The 16921-nt window shown below is 38.1% G+C and carries 18 protein-coding genes; 5 read left to right on the top strand and 13 right to left on the bottom strand.

Annotation, left to right across the window (positions count from 1 at the left end; translation table 11 throughout):
* Nucleotides 1-15: 15 nt before the first annotated feature.
* Nucleotides 16-183, top strand: coding sequence for a hypothetical protein (locus PQ474_RS11185; protein ID WP_273843088.1), 168 nt, complete (start codon nucleotides 16-18; stop codon nucleotides 181-183).
* A gap of 46 nt (nucleotides 184-229) precedes the next feature.
* On the opposite strand, the gene PQ474_RS11190 is transcribed toward PQ474_RS11185, so the two are convergent.
* From PQ474_RS11190 to PQ474_RS11205, 4 genes are all read right to left on the bottom strand, one after another.
* Entirely contained in the window at nucleotides 230-709 is a 480-nt protein-coding gene (locus tag PQ474_RS11190) for a BsuPI-related putative proteinase inhibitor (RefSeq protein ID WP_273843090.1), read from the bottom strand.
* A 13-nt stretch (nucleotides 710-722) separates the two neighbouring features.
* Entirely contained in the window at nucleotides 723-1559 is an 837-nt protein-coding gene (locus PQ474_RS11195) for a YitT family protein (RefSeq protein ID WP_390185745.1), read from the bottom strand.
* Between the two features lie 16 nt (nucleotides 1560-1575).
* Nucleotides 1576-2352 carry an esterase gene (yjfP, locus tag PQ474_RS11200; protein WP_273843094.1) on the bottom strand — a complete coding sequence of 259 codons (777 nt, stop codon included), beginning with the start codon at nucleotides 2350-2352 and terminating at the stop codon, nucleotides 1576-1578.
* A 102-nt stretch (nucleotides 2353-2454) separates the two neighbouring features.
* Nucleotides 2455-2727 carry a hypothetical protein gene (locus PQ474_RS11205; protein ID WP_273843098.1) on the bottom strand — a complete coding sequence of 91 codons (273 nt, stop codon included), beginning with the start codon at nucleotides 2725-2727 and terminating at the stop codon, nucleotides 2455-2457.
* Nucleotides 2728-2852: 125 nt separating this feature from the next.
* Between PQ474_RS11205 and PQ474_RS11210 the strand changes: the two genes are divergently transcribed.
* Nucleotides 2853-2984, top strand: coding sequence for a DUF3941 domain-containing protein (locus PQ474_RS11210; protein ID WP_273843100.1), 132 nt, complete (start codon nucleotides 2853-2855; stop codon nucleotides 2982-2984).
* Between the two features lie 202 nt (nucleotides 2985-3186).
* Here the strand turns inward: PQ474_RS11210 and PQ474_RS11215 are convergent, their stop codons facing one another.
* Nucleotides 3187-3555: a rhodanese-like domain-containing protein gene (locus PQ474_RS11215; protein WP_273843104.1), complete on the bottom strand. Its 369-nt coding sequence runs from the start codon at nucleotides 3553-3555 to the stop codon at nucleotides 3187-3189.
* Between the two features lie 27 nt (nucleotides 3556-3582).
* On the bottom strand, nucleotides 3583-4668 hold the full coding sequence (locus tag PQ474_RS11220) for an AI-2E family transporter (RefSeq protein ID WP_273843108.1): 1086 nt from the start codon (nucleotides 4666-4668) through the stop codon (nucleotides 3583-3585).
* 218 nt (nucleotides 4669-4886) lie between these two features.
* On the opposite strand from PQ474_RS11220, the gene PQ474_RS11225 reads away from it, so the two are divergent.
* The 3 genes from PQ474_RS11225 (at nucleotide 4887) to PQ474_RS11235 (ending at nucleotide 7984) form a co-directional block, all read left to right on the top strand.
* Nucleotides 4887-5045: a hypothetical protein gene (locus tag PQ474_RS11225; protein WP_273843111.1), complete on the top strand. Its 159-nt coding sequence runs from the start codon at nucleotides 4887-4889 to the stop codon at nucleotides 5043-5045.
* A gap of 253 nt (nucleotides 5046-5298) precedes the next feature.
* A complete protein-coding gene (locus PQ474_RS11230) occupies nucleotides 5299-6030 on the top strand; it encodes a hypothetical protein (protein ID WP_273843114.1) in 732 nt (243 codons plus the stop codon).
* A gap of 199 nt (nucleotides 6031-6229) precedes the next feature.
* Complete coding sequence (locus tag PQ474_RS11235) at nucleotides 6230-7984, top strand: B12-binding domain-containing radical SAM protein (protein ID WP_273843116.1); 1755 nt, start codon at nucleotides 6230-6232, stop codon at nucleotides 7982-7984.
* A 180-nt stretch (nucleotides 7985-8164) separates the two neighbouring features.
* On the opposite strand, the gene meaB is transcribed toward PQ474_RS11235, so the two are convergent.
* The 7 genes from meaB to PQ474_RS11270 form a co-directional block, all read right to left on the bottom strand.
* The gene (gene meaB, locus PQ474_RS11240) at nucleotides 8165-9178 is read right to left on the bottom strand and encodes a methylmalonyl Co-A mutase-associated GTPase MeaB (RefSeq protein WP_273843119.1); all 1014 of its coding nucleotides are present in this window, start codon (nucleotides 9176-9178) and stop codon (nucleotides 8165-8167) included.
* A gap of 182 nt (nucleotides 9179-9360) precedes the next feature.
* On the bottom strand, nucleotides 9361-11517 hold the full coding sequence (gene scpA / locus PQ474_RS11245) for a methylmalonyl-CoA mutase (protein ID WP_273843121.1): 2157 nt from the start codon (nucleotides 11515-11517) through the stop codon (nucleotides 9361-9363).
* Nucleotides 11517-13553: a methylmalonyl-CoA mutase family protein gene (locus tag PQ474_RS11250; protein WP_273843123.1), complete on the bottom strand. Its 2037-nt coding sequence runs from the start codon at nucleotides 13551-13553 to the stop codon at nucleotides 11517-11519. Before PQ474_RS11250 ends, scpA begins: the two co-directional genes overlap by 1 nt.
* A gap of 298 nt (nucleotides 13554-13851) precedes the next feature.
* Nucleotides 13852-15402 carry an acyl-CoA carboxylase subunit beta gene (locus PQ474_RS11255; RefSeq protein WP_273843126.1) on the bottom strand — a complete coding sequence of 517 codons (1551 nt, stop codon included), beginning with the start codon at nucleotides 15400-15402 and terminating at the stop codon, nucleotides 13852-13854.
* A gap of 13 nt (nucleotides 15403-15415) precedes the next feature.
* Nucleotides 15416-16051 (bottom strand): TetR/AcrR family transcriptional regulator, encoded by a 636-nt coding sequence (locus tag PQ474_RS11260; protein ID WP_273843585.1) that lies wholly within the window; start codon nucleotides 16049-16051, stop codon nucleotides 15416-15418.
* 213 nt (nucleotides 16052-16264) lie between these two features.
* Entirely contained in the window at nucleotides 16265-16405 is a 141-nt protein-coding gene (locus PQ474_RS11265) for a lmo0937 family membrane protein (protein ID WP_273843130.1), read from the bottom strand.
* Nucleotides 16406-16526: 121 nt separating this feature from the next.
* Nucleotides 16527-16823, bottom strand: coding sequence for an IDEAL domain-containing protein (locus PQ474_RS11270; RefSeq protein ID WP_273843132.1), 297 nt, complete (start codon nucleotides 16821-16823; stop codon nucleotides 16527-16529).
* Nucleotides 16824-16921: the final 98 nt, after the last annotated feature.

Raw genomic sequence — 16921 nt, forward strand, 5'->3', positions numbered from 1 at the left:
AAAGGAGTTTTATAAATGAAATCACTTGAAAAACCATTTTCGGATTATTGGTATGGTGAAAAAGCCATTGAGAAGTCGATTCAGACAACTGAACCTAATCCCGATGAGTCAGAAGATGATCAATATCGCACTTTAAAGAGAGTCATTCAACAAGAAGCTATTCGTAGATGGAGTCGCTCCTAATAAGTGAAGAGCTGCAAATCCAATTGGACTTGCAGCTCTTTTTTATTTATTTAATTTCGACTTTCACTTGTTTGTGAAACGTATCAGCGTCTTTCCATTCACTTCCATCTACAGCAGCAAGGACTAACTGTGCATCCAGAATATAGGAGCCTGCCGAGATAGAATCTAACGGAATTCGTTCTTCATACACTTTCGACTCAGAAGGTTCAAACGTTTCATGTATAAGAGCCATTGTAAACATCATTCCTTCAGAATAACGGTATTCAATTGCGCCCTCTTCGTTTAATAGTACCAGTTCATATTTCTGCCCGGAAGAGAAATCAATGGAAGATGCCTTTTCTTGATTGTTGGTTACAGTCAATGTAACAAGTAACTCCCCATTCGTCTGTTCAGTTTCTACATCAAATAACCATTTTGAGTCAGACACATTCCCATCTCCTTCATTCGTTTCGAGTGGTGCGTTTGCTGCAGTTCCACATGCCGTCAAAGCAAATAACAAAGTGATGAACCATCCTAGCATTCTCATATCGTTTCCTCCTTTATTCTTTACGAAAAAATCCAAAAATCCCTGCTGTTTCAACAATATTCGTAAAAGCATTAGGATCTACATCTTGAATGACCTGCTTCAATTCATATAATTCGTAACGCGTTATCACAATCATAAGTACCTCTTGATTTTCTGAAGTGTATCCACCTTTTGCTGGAATTCTCGTAATTCCTCTTGTTACCCGTTGATGAATAGCTTCTCGCAATCGATCAGCGTTTTTCGTCACAATCATGGCTGTAAGCTTAACATGACGAGTGTAAATAGCATCAATGACTCTCGAAGACACATATAATGTCACTAAAGTATACAATGCTTTTTCTGGATCAAACAACAGGCCAGATGTTATCACAATCACACTATTTAATCCTAAAAAGTAAATTCCTACCGGTCGATCACTTACTCTTGATAAAATAAGTGCGATAATATCAAGGCCTCCAGAAGAAGAACCCCATTTCAGTGGAATTCCAGCTCCTAAGGCTAAAATCACTCCACCAAACACCGCATTTAATAAGATATCTGGTGAGAATTGCCAGACAGGAATTAGTTCAAGAAAAAAGGTGGTAAGTGCAACATTAAGAAAGCTGTATACGGTAAAACTTTTACCAATCTTCAACCAGCCAAGAATCGCTACAGGAACATTTAATATAAAAAGCAGTACCCCTGTTGACAACGGGATGACTGTGGCAATGATTTGGGCTACTCCAGTGAACCCACTTGCAAATACGTTAGCAGGGATTAGAAAGAAGTTTAACCCAGCCGCTATAAATAAAGCTCCAACTATAACCGCTAAAATCTTTTGAATTTCTTGGATTGTTTTTTTTCTCATCATTCGTCACTTACTCCCATTACGAAGAGACCTTTCCTAAGTGTTGTTCAAACCACTCAACCGAGCGAAGAACAGCCGCACGTGAAACTTTATGACCGGTCTGCTCTGATAGAAATTGAAGCTTGTCTGGTTGGTCTTCATAATTAACTGTTAGCTCTTCATATAATTTCTCTGAGAAAGGGTAAGGTACGACTCGGTCTTCCTTACCATGCCAAATAAATAAAGGGCGACCGTTAAGTTTATTTAATTGCGCCGTTAAATCAAAAGGCTTTATTTGCTTAAACATCTCTTCTTTTACTTTTTGTTCAATGGTTAACCCTTTTTCTTCAACAACTGATAATAATCCATTAGCAAAAGATTCATAATAAGCCGTTCCCATAAATGAGGCAGCCGTATGAATCCAGTTGTACTGAGTTAACGCTCCATACATCGTAATCGCTCCCATTGAAGTCCCAATAATCCCAACCTTAGGGCTGTCAATGACATGGCTTCTTTCTAAGGCTAATTTCATTTGATTCAATTCATTAATGGATGTAAGGACGATTTCCCAAAAAGCTAAATTCCTCTTCTTCTCATCCATCTCATTCTCACGTTCACCATGATGGAGAGCGTCGGGTAGGACCACTCTGAATCCCTTCTCAGCTAGTAAATAAGCTACATGGAGATTATGTTCTTTTGCACTTGTAAAACCGTGCAGAAAGAATATAATCGGAGCATTCCTCTCCATCCGGTGTTCTTCTTTCACTACATGTAACGTAGGAACTTGAGCAATCGTTTCATTTTTTATTGTAATCATGTTGTCTTTCACCCTTTATTAAACAGTTTTACTAATTATATCATTTGAAAATAGTGAATTCACTTTACCACTAACCGACCAAAGACACAAGAAAAGCCACCCTTATTGGTGACTTTTCTGCTGCTTGTTATTATAATATTGAATACTTGTGAGGGCACCCTCTCCAACCATCTTATGATCCTCAAAATCATGCGGGTGGGAATGACCTAAATGCTGCGTAAATTCCTTTTTAGTCCTTTTTTCTTTTCTTGATATCTTTTTATACATGCTCTGAATAGATTGAGAAAGCTTTGTCCTCAGATTTCGTTTTCCTAAGATAACAGTCGTTGCTCCAGCTAATGCAGCAACAGATGCGATCACTGATTTCTTTGCCATTTTATCTCCACCTTTTTAGTGTGCTACTAATCATATACCCACCATTTCGACATTAAAACATCTCAGTCATACAATTAGCTAAAACGGACAATCTATAATTGAAAACGATTGAAAGAGGTGAAGACATGTCCCGAACAGGAGATAATAATAAAAAGAGAAAAGACAACAGTGCCCTAAACCGTAAAAAAAATGAACATGCCCATGCAAATGCTGAACATGGCAAACATGACTATTCTAAAAAGACAGACCATCTATAAATAGTCTAAGAGCAATGAGCGGACCATTGCTTTTTAGTTTAGCCAAACGATAAGTACGTTTCAAGCGTATGGAGCCATGACTCTTCTTCGAGTAGGCTTTCATATTTCATAAAAACCCAAACTTACGATCAAATATTATTGTCACCAATAAAACTCCAAAAGCTCTATTTACCAGAGCTCTTGGAGTTTTTATAATTACGTTCTATAAGTTCAATTCTTTTACCTCTTTAACAACCCATTCAGCACCTGTCTTAACTTCGCCATCCCAAGCTAACATGCCTCCATTATAGTTAGTTACATCTTTAAATCCTTGATTTTTTAAATACATAGCTACGTTTTGACTACGTCCACCACTACGACAAACAAATAGGTAAGATTGATCTTTATCAAGCTGATCAATCACTGTAGGAATCGTTCCCATTGGGATTAATGGTAGGCCGGGAATATGCGCTTCCTCGTATTCTTCAAGTTCACGAACATCTATAATGATTGGTTTTTCCACTTCGCTTTTGAGTAGTTCTTTTAATTCTTCTTTATCCACCTGTTTAATACCATCTTGTTCAAATGCCATGTCAATCACCTCATAAGTTTATTTAGTTTAATCAATCGTTGTATTTCTTAATAACCATAACCGATAAATATGTAACACTAACACTTTTCCTACTGCATAAGTTGGTACCGCTAATAGAAGGCCTAACAGCCCTGCAAAGCGTCCAGCTACTAAGAGCAAAAAGATAATGGTTAAAGGATGGATCGATAATTTCCTTCCCATAATTTGTGGGGAGATTAAATTGCTTTCAATTTGCTGAACGATAACAACAACCGCAATTACCAGTAACGCCATTAACGGTGAATGCAGCAAACCCACAATGACTGCTGGAATGGTCCCGATCCATGGACCTACAAACGGGATAACATTGGTAAACATGGCCACCAAGGCTAAGACGAGTGGGTAATCAAGTCCGATAATAAGAAAAGCAATATAGGCAAGAATTCCTACACAAATACTAACAAGAATTTGACCTTGTATATAAGAGCTTAGCGCATAATCCATCGCTTTTAGGACTTCTCTTCCCTCATTCTGTCTTTTTTCAGGTAGAAGTTTTAGAAGTTGATTTGGCGCCTTTTCTCCTTCTTTCAACATGTAAAACAGAACAAATGGAATAATGATGAGTATGATAAGGGTATTTGCAACAAAGCCAATAAAACCTGCTATATTTTGCCCAATATTAGCGATAAAATTATTCAAATAATTAGCTAACTCCATCATAATTTCTTCTAGAGAAAAATTATCAGTCTCTTGAAATCGTGAGATGTACTCATTTTCTTGCAAGCTTATAAACATATCTCGAATTTCATTAATAAATACTGGCATATTTCGTGTGAAACTGTAAAATTGTTTTTGTAATTCTGGACCTATGATGAAGATAACCGCTGTTACTAATCCAACTACTCCTAAATATAATAGAAGGATCGCAACAGTCCTCGGTAGCCTGATGGAAAGAAGGTTCACGAAAGGACGTAACAAATAGAACAAAACTCCACCTAATATAATAGGTGCAAACAAAGTCTGAACTAAGATAGCAATAGGCCTAAACACCCAATCAATTAATGAACCTAAGTAAATAATAACAAAAATTAATACAATTCCGTATCCGATTCGGAAAGCTTTTGTTTGTGGCATAGCATTATTCCCTTCTGCTTATTTCTTTTTATAATTGTACCATTTTCTTCCGATTTCTTCTTCCTTTTCCATCTTGTAAATTCAACATAACGCATTCAAACACAATCTGTCGAATTTAGTCATTATCATTCAACATAATGAATGTAGGATTTAAACTAATAGATTTCATAAATTTTATCATGCTTATGAAATCATTACGATTAAAAGGGCGGAATGAAATGATAATAAAACATTGGACACTTCTCATAATAGGAGTGTTCATCCTTCTTCTAAGTGCGTGTGGACAAGGAACTGCCGTTAGTGATGAACAACATGGACATCCTGCTGCCACAGAAGAACCAAGTGTGGTAGAAGAAGATACCGTTGACACCGAATAGTAGAAGAGTCAGAAGCAGTTGCTGTTGAGGTAAATTCAGAAACTAAAAGTGAACAAACAGAAGAAACAGTTTTTGAATTCACTTCAACCGTTAAGCTAATTTTCTCGGATAATAATCTAATGGATATAGTGGGACTTGTCTTTTTCATGATCAATGTGAAGATGAGTTCTAATACGCTTTCCTATTTTTTCTATAGGACAACTTATGAACTCATGATACACTAATAGAAACTACTTGTTTGAGGTGACTATGGTTGAAATTATTCTTTCCACTTCTTTTATTTTTGCTACTTCTTAGCGGTTGCTTAGGTCCGTCAACTCCTTCTAGAGAACTTGTTCAAACCGCTGAAAATAATCGTATTCAAGTTCAATTTGATAAGATCGAAGAAGCAGAATGGGAAGGAAATAATGGTTTCTTTATCTATATCTTGGCTACTTCATTATTTGATTATCATGTAGATAACGATTTCCTTTATCGAATGGGTTCAACTATCATAGATCAGGACGGTCAAACATACAAAGCTTTATTTTCAGAAACGATTGAGTCTGATTTAGGTTCTGATACCATCTTGTTTAGGCAGTTTTATTCACCCATTCTTAATGACTCTATAGAAACATTATCCATTGACGTTTTTGTCAAGCCAACTTACTATAAACGGAACGTGGTTTTTCAAGATCTTGAGGATGATATGAGTGATCTTTTAACAAATGATCTCTATATCCAACAAGTTCAAGTTGAAAATAATCAAATTCATCTAAATGTCTTTGATGTTCATAATTTAAATGGACTGACGGTTACCTTAAGACAAGAAAATGAAGACATTTTTCCTGCTTATACAAGAACAAGTTATAGTCAAGAAACAAATCAGTTGACAGCGTCGTATGAGTTTACCAAAGCAGTAACCGAACCATTCACGCTCACACTGAATCGTCTAAAACTTCAAGACCAAATCTGGCATTTTACTATAGATGTTCCAACGAACTAAGGAGTTGATTCTTTTTGGGATCAACTATTTTGAGAAATAATCCGAGTGAATGAAAGCTTACTCGAAGAAGCAATCTCTACTCATTACTTTTAAGAAAGACGACTAAAGTCGTCTTTCTTTTTATTCACTTATTTTAACATCCTACACAAGATGTGTTATGATCTAGTACGTAACTAAGCTTAAGAATTGAGGGGTACCCATGAAAACCGTCGTCACGACGTTGAATGCCAAATACATCCATACATGTTTAGCACTGCGTTGCCTTAAAGCCTATGCTGAGCCTGAATTTCCAATAGAAATGGTCGAGTATACGATAAAAGATCCTACGATGAATATTGTTTCGGACCTTTATGAACGAAAACCAGATGTTATCGGGTTTAGTTGCTATATCTGGAACATTGAAGAAACAATTAAAGTCATTAACATGATCAAAAAAGTAATGCCACATACAAAAATTATCCTAGGTGGACCCGAAGTTTCTTATGATGTGAACGATTGGTTAAAAACTTTAGAAAACGTCGATTTCATTGTTATCGGTGAAGGAGAAGAGACTTTCAAGCACTTGCTAGAAGAAATGAGTACAACTAAGAAATACCACATGGTGTTTGGTCTCGCTTATCGAAAAGATGAAGAAATCATTATTACCGCACCTAGACCTAAACTAAAACTTGATGACGTACCAACACCTTATCGATTCCCTGAAGATCTTGATGGTTTAAGTAAGAGGGTCACTTACTTTGAAACTAGCCGAGGTTGTCCTTATAGTTGTCAGTTCTGCTTGTCTTCGATTGAAGTAGGTGTTCGCTATGTTGATATCGAACGAGTCAAATCTGATTTATTGTTCTTAATTGAGAGTGGAGCAAAATTAATAAAGTTTGTCGATCGCACATTTAATATTAAACGAGATTACGCTTTAGAGATTTTTCGTTTCCTCATCGACAATCATCAAGACTGTGTCTTTCAGTTCGAAATAACAGCAGATATAATGAGACCTGAAGTCCTCTCCTATTTAAATGAACATGCACCATCTGGCATTTTCCGTTTTGAAATTGGTGTTCAATCTACTAATGATGCGACGAATGAACTAGTGATGCGCCGTCAAAACTTTGAAAAACTAAAAAGAACAGTAATGATGGTTAAAGAGGGTGGCAAAATTGATCAACATCTTGACTTAATTGCTGGCTTACCTGACGAAGATTACGCTTCTTTCCGCAATACATTTAATGATGTCTTCGAAATGCGTCCTGAGGAAATGCAGCTTGGTTTTTTAAAAATGCTACGCGGGACTGGATTAAGACTCCGCGCTGACCAACATGACTATGTCTATATGGATCATTCTCCTTATGAGATCCTTCAAAACAATGTATTAAGTTTTGATGAAATTATTCGTATTAAACGAGTGGAAGATGTCCTTGAGAAGTATTGGAATGACCATCGAATGGACCGTACCATTGAATATTTAGTTACTCATGAGTTTGACTCAGCTTTCGACTTTTTCCAAGAGTTTGGCGACTATTGGGACGAGCGTGGATGGGCACGAATTGGACATCAGTTAGAAGATTTATTTTCAAGATTAGACCAATTTTTACTTCATCGACAAAGAACAAGTAAGCTAGAAACGATCCGTGGCCTTATGATGGTCGACTTCTTTGATAATCATAAACATAAGCCACGCAAAACATGGTGGAATTTTTCTCTTACGAAACAAGAGCAGTCTAGATTCTTACTAATCTTAGCCGATCAACCTGAACTCGTTTCAAATCATTTTGCCTCATTGGCATTAAACGAAAAAGAACTACACAAACATACAATGATTGAAACCGTGCCATTTCATTTAACGAAAGATGCAGTAAACGATGAGCCAAGCCTGTTGATCGCTTATTTCAATCCTAAAACAAATCAATCTCAGGTGTTTACTTCACCACTTGAAAAATTAACTTCTCACATAAATTAAAAAAAGGGAGCCAACCTCATGGCTCCTTTTTTTCTTAATCAATCAAGTTTTTCTATAAGAACAGGGAATTGACTGCAGCTTTGCAATCACTCATTTTTCATGCCTCCATTTATCTTATGAAGTTACACACTAGCATTATAGTATTATTCTACTTCACTTTCTCTTTAATTGGAATCTTGTTTAATTATTGTAGATCTTTTGTTCATATTCCTGTAATAACAAAGACACTGCCCTTGTCGCACTGCTTTTCCCTAATAATACATCCTTTTTCACATCTGGTAATTGCGATTTTATAAATGGGTAATCGTAAAAACGCTTTAAGATTTGCTCTTCTAATAAGGAATGAAACCAGTTAGTAGCTTGTTCTTTTCTTCGTAGTTCGAATTGTTGCGTATTTTTCATATGCTGATGGAACCTTTCAATCGTTTCCCAGCATTCGCTGATACCCCTTCCTGTAAGAGCAGACACTGTGTCTATCTCTGTTTCCCAACCTTCTGTTACACTAGGAAGCATATGGAACATCCGTTTGAATTCTACTTTTGCCTGTTCGGCAGCTTGTCGATTCGTTCCGTCAGCTTTATTGATGAGCATGATATCAACCATTTCCATAATCCCTTTTTTCATGCCTTGTAATTCGTCACCTGCTCCAGTAAGCATTAACACTATAAAACAATCAACCATTGATCTAACCGTAACTTCACTTTGTCCTACACCTACTGTTTCAACCATAATAATGTCATACCCAGCAGCTTCACATAGCAACAGAGTTTCTCTTGTTTTCCTTGCGACTCCACCTAAATTTCCTCCAGCAGGCGAAGGACGTACAAACGCGTTAGGATGCCTAGAAAGCTGATCCATCCTCGTTTTATCTCCGAGTATACTTCCTTGTGAAAGCGAGCTAGACGGGTCAACAGCTAGTACAGCAACTCGATGTCCTTGCTCGGCTAATTTCAATCCAAAGGCCTCTATAAAAGTACTCTTTCCAGCCCCTGGTACACCTGTAATTCCAATTCTAATAGAGTTTCCAGTTTGTGGAATGACCGATGTCAATACATCCTGAGCCATTGAAAAATGACGTGCTGCATTACTTTCAACAAGAGTGATCGCTCTTGCCAAAACCGCTCTATTATTAGACCTTACCCCTTCTACATATTCCTCTAAGGAGAGTTCAACACGTTTTTTATAAACATCCAATTTAAGACACACTCCTTTTTAAAAACAACCATTGCCCTTTCTTATTCCCCTGACATCTTCATTCCCATTTATTATAACGGATTCTCAAGCACTATTGGTTGCTCTTAAGCATTCTTGCATCTACCTTCAACATAAAAAGAGGAAGCAGACATACTCTTCCTCTTTTCTACTTATTTTTACAACTATTCTTCATAACCTAGTCGCTTGTTTAGTTCTTTCACTATTTGCTCAGCAGCAGTTGGAATGACTGTACCTGGACCAAAAATAGCCGCTGCCCCTTTATCCTTCAAAAATTGATAATCTTGTGCAGGAATGACACCACCGATAATGACGAGAATGTCTTCTCTCCCAAGCTTTCTTAATTCCTCAACGACTTGTGGCAGGAGTGTTTTATGTCCAGCAGCCAATGAACTCATCCCTAATATATGAACATCATTTTCAACAGCTTGTAATGCAGCTTCTTCTGGTGTTTGGAATAGAGGACCAATATCGACATCAAATCCCATATCGGCAAAAGCAGTTGAAATGACTTTTGCGCCCCGATCATGTCCATCCTGCCCCATCTTTGCAATCATAATTCGCGGACGTCTTCCTTCATTTTCAGCAAATCGGTCGGTTAATTGACGAATTTCTTTCATCTCTTCCTTCTCTCCAAATTCTGAACGATACACACCACTTATTGAGCGAATAACAGCTTTATGACGACCTACGATTTTTTCGTACGCCATCGAAATTTCACCAAGACTAGCTCGAGCTCGAGCTGCTTCAACAGCCAACTCCAACAAGTTGCCGGTTTTCGTTTCTGCAGCTTTTGTTAAAGCCTCAAGCGTTTTTTGAACCTTCTGTTCGTCTCGATTTTTACGTAACATTTTTAATCTTCGTAGCTGTGATTCTCTAACAGCTGTGTTATCAATATTTAAGATATCCAGTTCTTCTTCTTGGTCTAAACGGTATTTATTCACACCAATAATCGTTTCTTTCTTTGAGTCAATTAGTGCCTGCCTTCTCGCTGCCGCTTCCTCAATCCTCATCTTCGGTAATCCCGTTTCAATCGCCTTAGCCATTCCACCTAATTCTTCAATCTCTTCAATGTGAGCCCAAGCTTTTTGTAAGAGTTCTTGCGTTAACGACTCGACATAATAGGAGCCGCCCCAAGGATCAAGTACATTCGTAATACCAGTCTCCTCTTGTAAATAAAGCTGCGTATTTCTTGCAATTCTAGCTGAGAAGTCTGTTGGCAATGCAATCGCTTCATCCAGTGCATTTGTATGAAGCGATTGTGTATGCCCTAAAGCGGCCGCCATAGCTTCCATACACGTTCGAACGACATTATTATAAGGATCTTGTTCTGTTAAACTCCAGCCTGACGTTTGAGAGTGCGTACGAAGCGCTAGAGACTTTTCATTTTTCGGGTTAAATGGCTTCATTAGTTTAGCCCATATCAATCTGCCCGCCCTCATCTTAGCGACTTCCATATAGTAATTCATTCCAACTGCCCAAAAGAACGATAATCTTGGAGCAAATTGATCAATATCCAATCCTGCTTTAATCCCTGTACGTACATATTCAAGCCCGTCTGCAAGTGTATAGGCTAACTCAATATCGGCTGTCGCTCCAGCTTCCTGCATGTGATAACCAGAAATGCTAATACTATTAAACTTTGGCATGTATTTAGATGTATATTCAAAAATATCAGCAATCACCTTCATCGATGGCTCTGGCGGATAAATATACGTATTTCGAACCATGTATTCTTTTAAAATATCATTCTGAATGGTTCCTGTTAATTTCTCAGGAGACACTCCTTGTTCCTCAGCCGCAACGATATAAAAAGCCATGATTGGTAAAACCGCACCATTCATCGTCATAGACACAGACATCTGATCTAGAGGAATGCCATCAAATAAGATATTCATATCTAGGATAGAATCAACTGCGACTCCTGCTTTTCCGACATCGCCGACTACACGAGGGTGATCCGAATCATAACCTCGATGAGTCGCTAAATCAAAAGCAATAGAAAGTCCTTTTTGACCAGCTTCTAAATTCCTTCGGTAAAACGCATTGCTTTCTTCTGCCGTTGAGAATCCAGCATACTGCCTAACCGTCCAAGGGCGAGCTTTATACATCGCTGGATAAGGTCCCCGGAAAAACGGCGCAATTCCAGCCACATAATCCAGATGACGAAACCCTTCTATATCTTCTTTTGTATAAACCGGCTTTATCGGTATTTGTTCCATCGTTTGGAAACTTGTGCTTTCTTTACGAGTCGGAGTTGTTTCCTTCATTTTAAAAAAAGATGGAAAAGGCATTTCTTGAAAGTTTGGCACTTTTTTCATTATAATGAACCCCCTATCTCTTCTAGCAATTCATCTAAAACATGATAGGCGTTCGATTTAACATGTATAATGCCGTGTAAACCGGAATTCATTAAGTCTTTCCTTAATTCCTCACTCGGTCGCCCAGCTAGATAGATGAAACAGTCGTGATCGCTCGTAATCGCTTGCACGATTGCAAGAGCTTGCGCATGATAGCTGACATCACTTCCACAAACCACAATTAGGGATGAATCTTTTGCTGCCTCAACGGCTCCATTCACATCTTTCACAGGAACAGAGCGTTTAATATCAAACCCCGCACTCTGAAAAAATTCACTTGAAAAATCAACACGAGGCTTATGCTCAGCAAGTGTATCCAGTCCAATTAGTAATGCCGTTGGACGTTTGCCGAGCTTTTCTTCGATTTTGCTCATTTTATTTCTGAGCTTTTCGAATGGTTCTGCTAGTCTCCTTGATGTAAGACGCGCTACGCCCCTTTCCGGAATTCCCTCTTGTAAAAGATTATGGAGAAGATGGAAAGGTCTATTTTCAAGCAGCAAATCTTCCATTTCCTTAAGGGTCTTTGGTCGTTCTACACCTTTCATTACCACGTTCTTATCTAATTTTCTCGCAAAGTTGTTCCATTCCACTTCATCGATTTCCGATTTTGGAGGCAGCTTTTCAGCAACATCTACATATCGATTACTGCCTAAAACCGTCTGCTTCCTGCTCTCAACGTCTGCTTTTCGTTTCTCCCATGTTTGATCCACCCATGTTTGAATGAGCTTCGACTTTAGTGACTCTATGATTCCACCTGATTGTTCGATTTGCAAAAAAGCTTTCCATGCTTCTTTCGCTAATTGCTCTGTTAAGTGTTCAACATACCACGATCCCCCTGCAGGATCTGCCGTAACGCCTACATACGCTTCTTCTTGGAGAATTAACGACGTATTTCTAGCAATACGTCTCGAGAAAGCAGAGGATCTTTGGATCGCCTCATCAAGAGGACTAACGTGTAAACTATCAACCCCAGCTACTGCTGCTGCGAAAGCTTCACTTGTCCCTCTAAGTAAATTTACGTAAGGATCCTGCCTAGATTTAGTAAAAGCAGAAGTACGAGCATGAATCCTCATTTTCTGAGCTTCTGCCTCAGCTCCGAACTCCTTCATAATGGTTGCCCAAAGTAAACGTGCCGTCCGTATTTTCGCCAATTCGCTAAAGAAATCACTGCCAATGGAAAAGGAAAAGGTCATCGCTTTTCCAGCATCATCTGCTGAAACTCCCCGCTCCATTAATTCACTCACATACCTCACACCCGTTGAAAGAGCAATGGCGAGTTCCTTAGCAGCACTAACTCCCCCATTATGATAGATATGAGTCTGAACTAAAACCGTACGTAGGTTTTCATGTTTTAGTTTAGCCCACTCTACAGCTGATTTCATATGATCAAAACTAGCTGTTAGAGAATACGTTAGTTCTCCCTCAGTTGCTAGCTGATGAATAGGATCAGAAGCGATTGTCCCCTCTAATTGATCTGAAATTAATTGAAAAGCTGCAAGGAGAGGAAGGCTAACTATACCTGCATCCACATAAATAGACTGTTCTGACACGTCTATTCCTTCTAAGGTCTGTTTCAAATCATCAAAATCAAATAAAGGGGTTCCAATCTCTTTTTCACTTACAATTGGTTTTTTACCGTTTTTCATTTCGTTAGATAACACTAGATGAATCACGTTCTGACCTCTAGCTAAATCATATCTTAGCGTTTCATTTAATAGCTTAGGTGTTGCTGCTTCAAGCTCTTGGCTAATCTTCCAAGCTTTAGGTCCATTTTGATTTCCTCTAACGAAAGGAAAAACTCCCGGTTCATTAACTAGAGTTGAACAATCGTCAAGATCTTTTTGTTGGTACATCGGTTCTAAAATAATATCATCAAGTAATGTCGTCATTAACGTTTCAAATGACCGACCTTTTAATGCTTTTTCAGTCGTGGTTCTCCACTGTTCATATGTCGGAATAGGAAATTCATTAAAAGTTATTTCACGTTTTTTCTCCATGAGTCTGCGGATCCTTCTTAGGATTTACCGCTCACTTCCTTCCTGCATATTTTTAAAAACACAATTCTGAGCGCTCACTCAGAATTGAAACAAAGGGCGAAACCATCCCTCAAACCAAAGTATTACTATAATTAATAGGTAACTACGTCCTTTTCTAGGACGACCCTTTGCATTGTCTCCACTCCCTGCGCGCCTAGGATGAGTTGGTCGCTCATCCTAGGCTTAAAACATGGCAGCGGTTCCGCTCAATGCATCGCTTGAACAGAAAAGGTAAAGTTCGACCTTTTCTGTTCAAGCTTTAAAGTGGGATGTTTCCGTGCTTTTTTTTCGGGAGTTGTTTCTTTTTGTTGCGTAACATTTCTAAGCCTTGCGCAAGGCTTTTTCTCGTATCGCGTGGGTCGATGACATCATCAACCATGCCATTTGCAGCTGCAACATAAGGGTTGGCAAATTTTTGTCTGTATTCTTCTATTTTTCGTTGTCTTGTTAGTTCTGGGTCAGCACTTTCTTTTATTTCTTTTGCAAAAATGATCGTCGCAGCTCCTTCGGGTCCCATAACGGCAATTTCAGAGTTTGGCCACGCAAAAACCAAGTCTGCCCCGATTGCTTTACTGTTAAGTGCTACATACGCTCCTCCAAATGCTTTTCTTAAAATAACAGTTATTTTCGGAACCGTTGCCTCAGAGTATGCATAAAGAATTTTAGCTCCATGTCGGATAATTCCCCCATGCTCTTGCTGGACTCCTGGTATAAATCCGCTTACATCTTCAAAGGTAATAAGGGGAATATTAAAACAATCACAAAAACGTATAAACCTTGAGCATTTATCTGACGAATTAATATCAAGGCCACCTGCCATCATTTTAGGGTTATTGGCTACAATTCCGACCGTCTCCCCTTCTATTCGTCCAAAGCCCACTACGATGTTCTTTGCGAATGATGGTTGCACTTCCATAAATTCTTCATCATCTATAATTAACTTAATTACTTTACGAACATCATAGACTTTCGTTCCATCGACTGGGACCACATCCATCAACTCTTGCACTCTCTCTAAAACTGGACGTTTATTAATCGGTTCTTTATATTTCGCTCGTTCTTCAAAATTGGATGGTAAGAATTCAATTAACCTTCTTACTTCGGTTAAAACTTCTTCCTCTGTTGTTCCAGTAAAATGCGCATTTCCACTTTTGCTTGAGTGAACTTTTGCGCCCCCTAAATCTTCGGAGTTGATTTTTGCCCCCGTTACAGTCTCGATTACTTTTGGCCCAGTGATAAACATTTGGCTCGTTTGTTCGACCATGAACACAAAATCGGTAATTGCCGGTGAATAGACGGCACCTCCTGCACAAGGGCCCAATATAACGGAGATTTGAGGAATGACACCTGAGTATATAGAATTACGGTAAAAAATGTGGCCATAGCCGTCTAGTGACAACACACCTTCTTGAATTCGGGCTCCACCGGAATCATTTAATCCAATAATTGGAGCTCCATTTTCGGCTGCCAAATCCATTACCTTTGCTATTTTTAACGCGTGCATTTCTCCGAGCGCACCACCAAAAACAGTGAAATCCTGTGCAAAAAGAAAAATAAGCCTTCCGTTAATTTTCCCATAGCCTGTCACTACTCCTTCTCCAGGAGCTTCAGACGCTTGAAAATCAGACCCTCGATATTCAATAAATGGATTTAATTCGACAAACGTATCATCATCGACTAATAATTGAATTCGCTCTCTAGCAGTTAATTTTCCTCTATTATGTTGAGCTTCGATACGCTTATACCCACCACCTTGTTTTACTTTTTCCAAACGGTCCTCCATCTCATTTATATGGTCCATCATATCCATCCCGTGATCCCCCTTACAACTCTATTGTTTCTGCAAGAAAAAAACGCTTATATTCTGGCTTCATACTTGCTTCTTTAGTCAATACCGCATTCATAACTATGTCGGCATAAATATTAGCAATTTCTTCAATGGAGTATTTTCCATTTTCCTTATACCATTTATACGTCCAATTCGTCATACCGAATATGGCCATTGAGGTAATGGGTATAGGAATTTCTTTTCTAAATTCTCCACACTCAATGCCTTCGGCAACAACACGAAACATCATTTTTTTATAGCGATCCCGTTTCTTTTTCATCGTGTTAAAATACTCTTCACTTAGATAAATAGATTCCTGATAAAAAACGGTTACGTGAGGACGATACATTTCAAACATCATGACAAATGATCTAACAGTTTCATATAAACGTTCCGCGGGGGTTGAGTAACGATTATAGGCATCTTCTGCTTTATCAAGGATATATGTAATAAAAGAATCATGAACCGTATATAGGAGTTCATCTTTTGATTTGAAATTATGATAGAAGCCACCTTTTGATGTCCCGCTTTCTTTTACAATTCGGTCAACGGTTACAGCATGAAACCCAAATTCTTCAAAAAGAAGTAAAGCGGTTTCAATAATCCGTTCCTTTGTTGGTTTTTTCTTCATTTTCAACTTCCCACCACCTCTCGCTTCAATAAACCGGCGATTCTACCGACTAGTTAGTCTGTTTAAATTGTACGAAAATTTAAAAGTATTGTCAATCGATTTTTGAAAACGGTTACATTTCGAAGCCGGTCTTTTCTTCTGTTAACTGGTTATATAGCCTATTACTTCAAAAAAAACAAGCTGCTCCGTTTAAAGCAACTTGTTTTTATAAAGCTATACTTTTCTTCCCGTTACCAGTCTGATAATTAATACGACCAGTGCTATAACCAAGAGTAAATGAATTAGATTACCTGCAATTTCAAAGCTAAATCCAAGCAACCATAAAATAAACAAAATAATAAGCAGTGTCCACATTTTATTCACCCCATTTTGTATTTCGTTGCTCTTCTATTCCCTAGTTAATAGAATTAAAACATTTTCTAAGAAGCTAGAATCAAGAACTTTTGAAATTGAGTCCCTCTCTTCCATTTCCTAGTTACTCAAAATGTAAATACAGCTCAAATCCATTTTCACTTACAGTCTTTCCTTCACGATGTGATTCAATCAGTTGATTATATTCAATAACTGATTTTTCGAATAACTCTTTATCTCTTTTAGTCAAAGCCTCATCAATTACGTTATATAACATGTTTTTATTATAATGGTAGAGAGAATACTCAAGAACAGCCTGCGCATAGAGCGACTGCACTGTATCTTCCGATCGAGCTTGTAAACTTCTGATTACTTTTAACTGTCTCGTAACACTAGGGTTCATTGCAAAATCATTTATCATATGTATCCCTCCTATTAACTTAGCTATTTTTAAGTTACCCATTTGACAGAAGTTTCAAACATATCCGTAAGCTTTCAATGATTTTTTGGCTATCCTGA

It is taken from the genome of Halalkalibacter alkalisediminis, assembly GCF_028610705.1.
Classification (GTDB): Bacteria; Bacillota; Bacilli; order Bacillales; family Bacillaceae_D; genus Halalkalibacter; species Halalkalibacter alkalisediminis.

Coding starts and splice junctions, on each gene's coding strand:
- PQ474_RS11185 (WP_273843088.1), top strand. CDS start 16: ATGAAATCACTTGAAAAACCATTTTCGGATTATTGGTATGGTGAAAAA.
- PQ474_RS11190 (WP_273843090.1), bottom strand. CDS start 709: ATGAGAATGCTAGGATGGTTCATCACTTTGTTATTTGCTTTGACGGCA.
- PQ474_RS11195 (WP_390185745.1), bottom strand. CDS start 1,559: ATGATGAGAAAAAAAACAATCCAAGAAATTCAAAAGATTTTAGCGGTT.
- yjfP (WP_273843094.1), bottom strand. CDS start 2,352: ATGATTACAATAAAAAATGAAACGATTGCTCAAGTTCCTACGTTACAT.
- PQ474_RS11205 (WP_273843098.1), bottom strand. CDS start 2,727: ATGGCAAAGAAATCAGTGATCGCATCTGTTGCTGCATTAGCTGGAGCA.
- PQ474_RS11210 (WP_273843100.1), top strand. CDS start 2,853: ATGTCCCGAACAGGAGATAATAATAAAAAGAGAAAAGACAACAGTGCC.
- PQ474_RS11215 (WP_273843104.1), bottom strand. CDS start 3,555: ATGGCATTTGAACAAGATGGTATTAAACAGGTGGATAAAGAAGAATTA.
- PQ474_RS11220 (WP_273843108.1), bottom strand. CDS start 4,668: ATGCCACAAACAAAAGCTTTCCGAATCGGATACGGAATTGTATTAATT.
- PQ474_RS11225 (WP_273843111.1), top strand. CDS start 4,887: ATGATAATAAAACATTGGACACTTCTCATAATAGGAGTGTTCATCCTT.
- PQ474_RS11235 (WP_273843116.1), top strand. CDS start 6,230: ATGAAAACCGTCGTCACGACGTTGAATGCCAAATACATCCATACATGT.
- scpA (WP_273843121.1), bottom strand. CDS start 11,517: ATGAAAAAAGTGCCAAACTTTCAAGAAATGCCTTTTCCATCTTTTTTT.
- PQ474_RS11250 (WP_273843123.1), bottom strand. CDS start 13,553: ATGGAGAAAAAACGTGAAATAACTTTTAATGAATTTCCTATTCCGACA.
- PQ474_RS11255 (WP_273843126.1), bottom strand. CDS start 15,402: ATGGATATGATGGACCATATAAATGAGATGGAGGACCGTTTGGAAAAA.
- PQ474_RS11260 (WP_273843585.1), bottom strand. CDS start 16,051: ATGAAGAAAAAACCAACAAAGGAACGGATTATTGAAACCGCTTTACTT.
- PQ474_RS11265 (WP_273843130.1), bottom strand. CDS start 16,405: ATGTGGACACTGCTTATTATTTTGTTTATTTTATGGTTGCTTGGATTT.
- PQ474_RS11270 (WP_273843132.1), bottom strand. CDS start 16,823: ATGATAAATGATTTTGCAATGAACCCTAGTGTTACGAGACAGTTAAAA.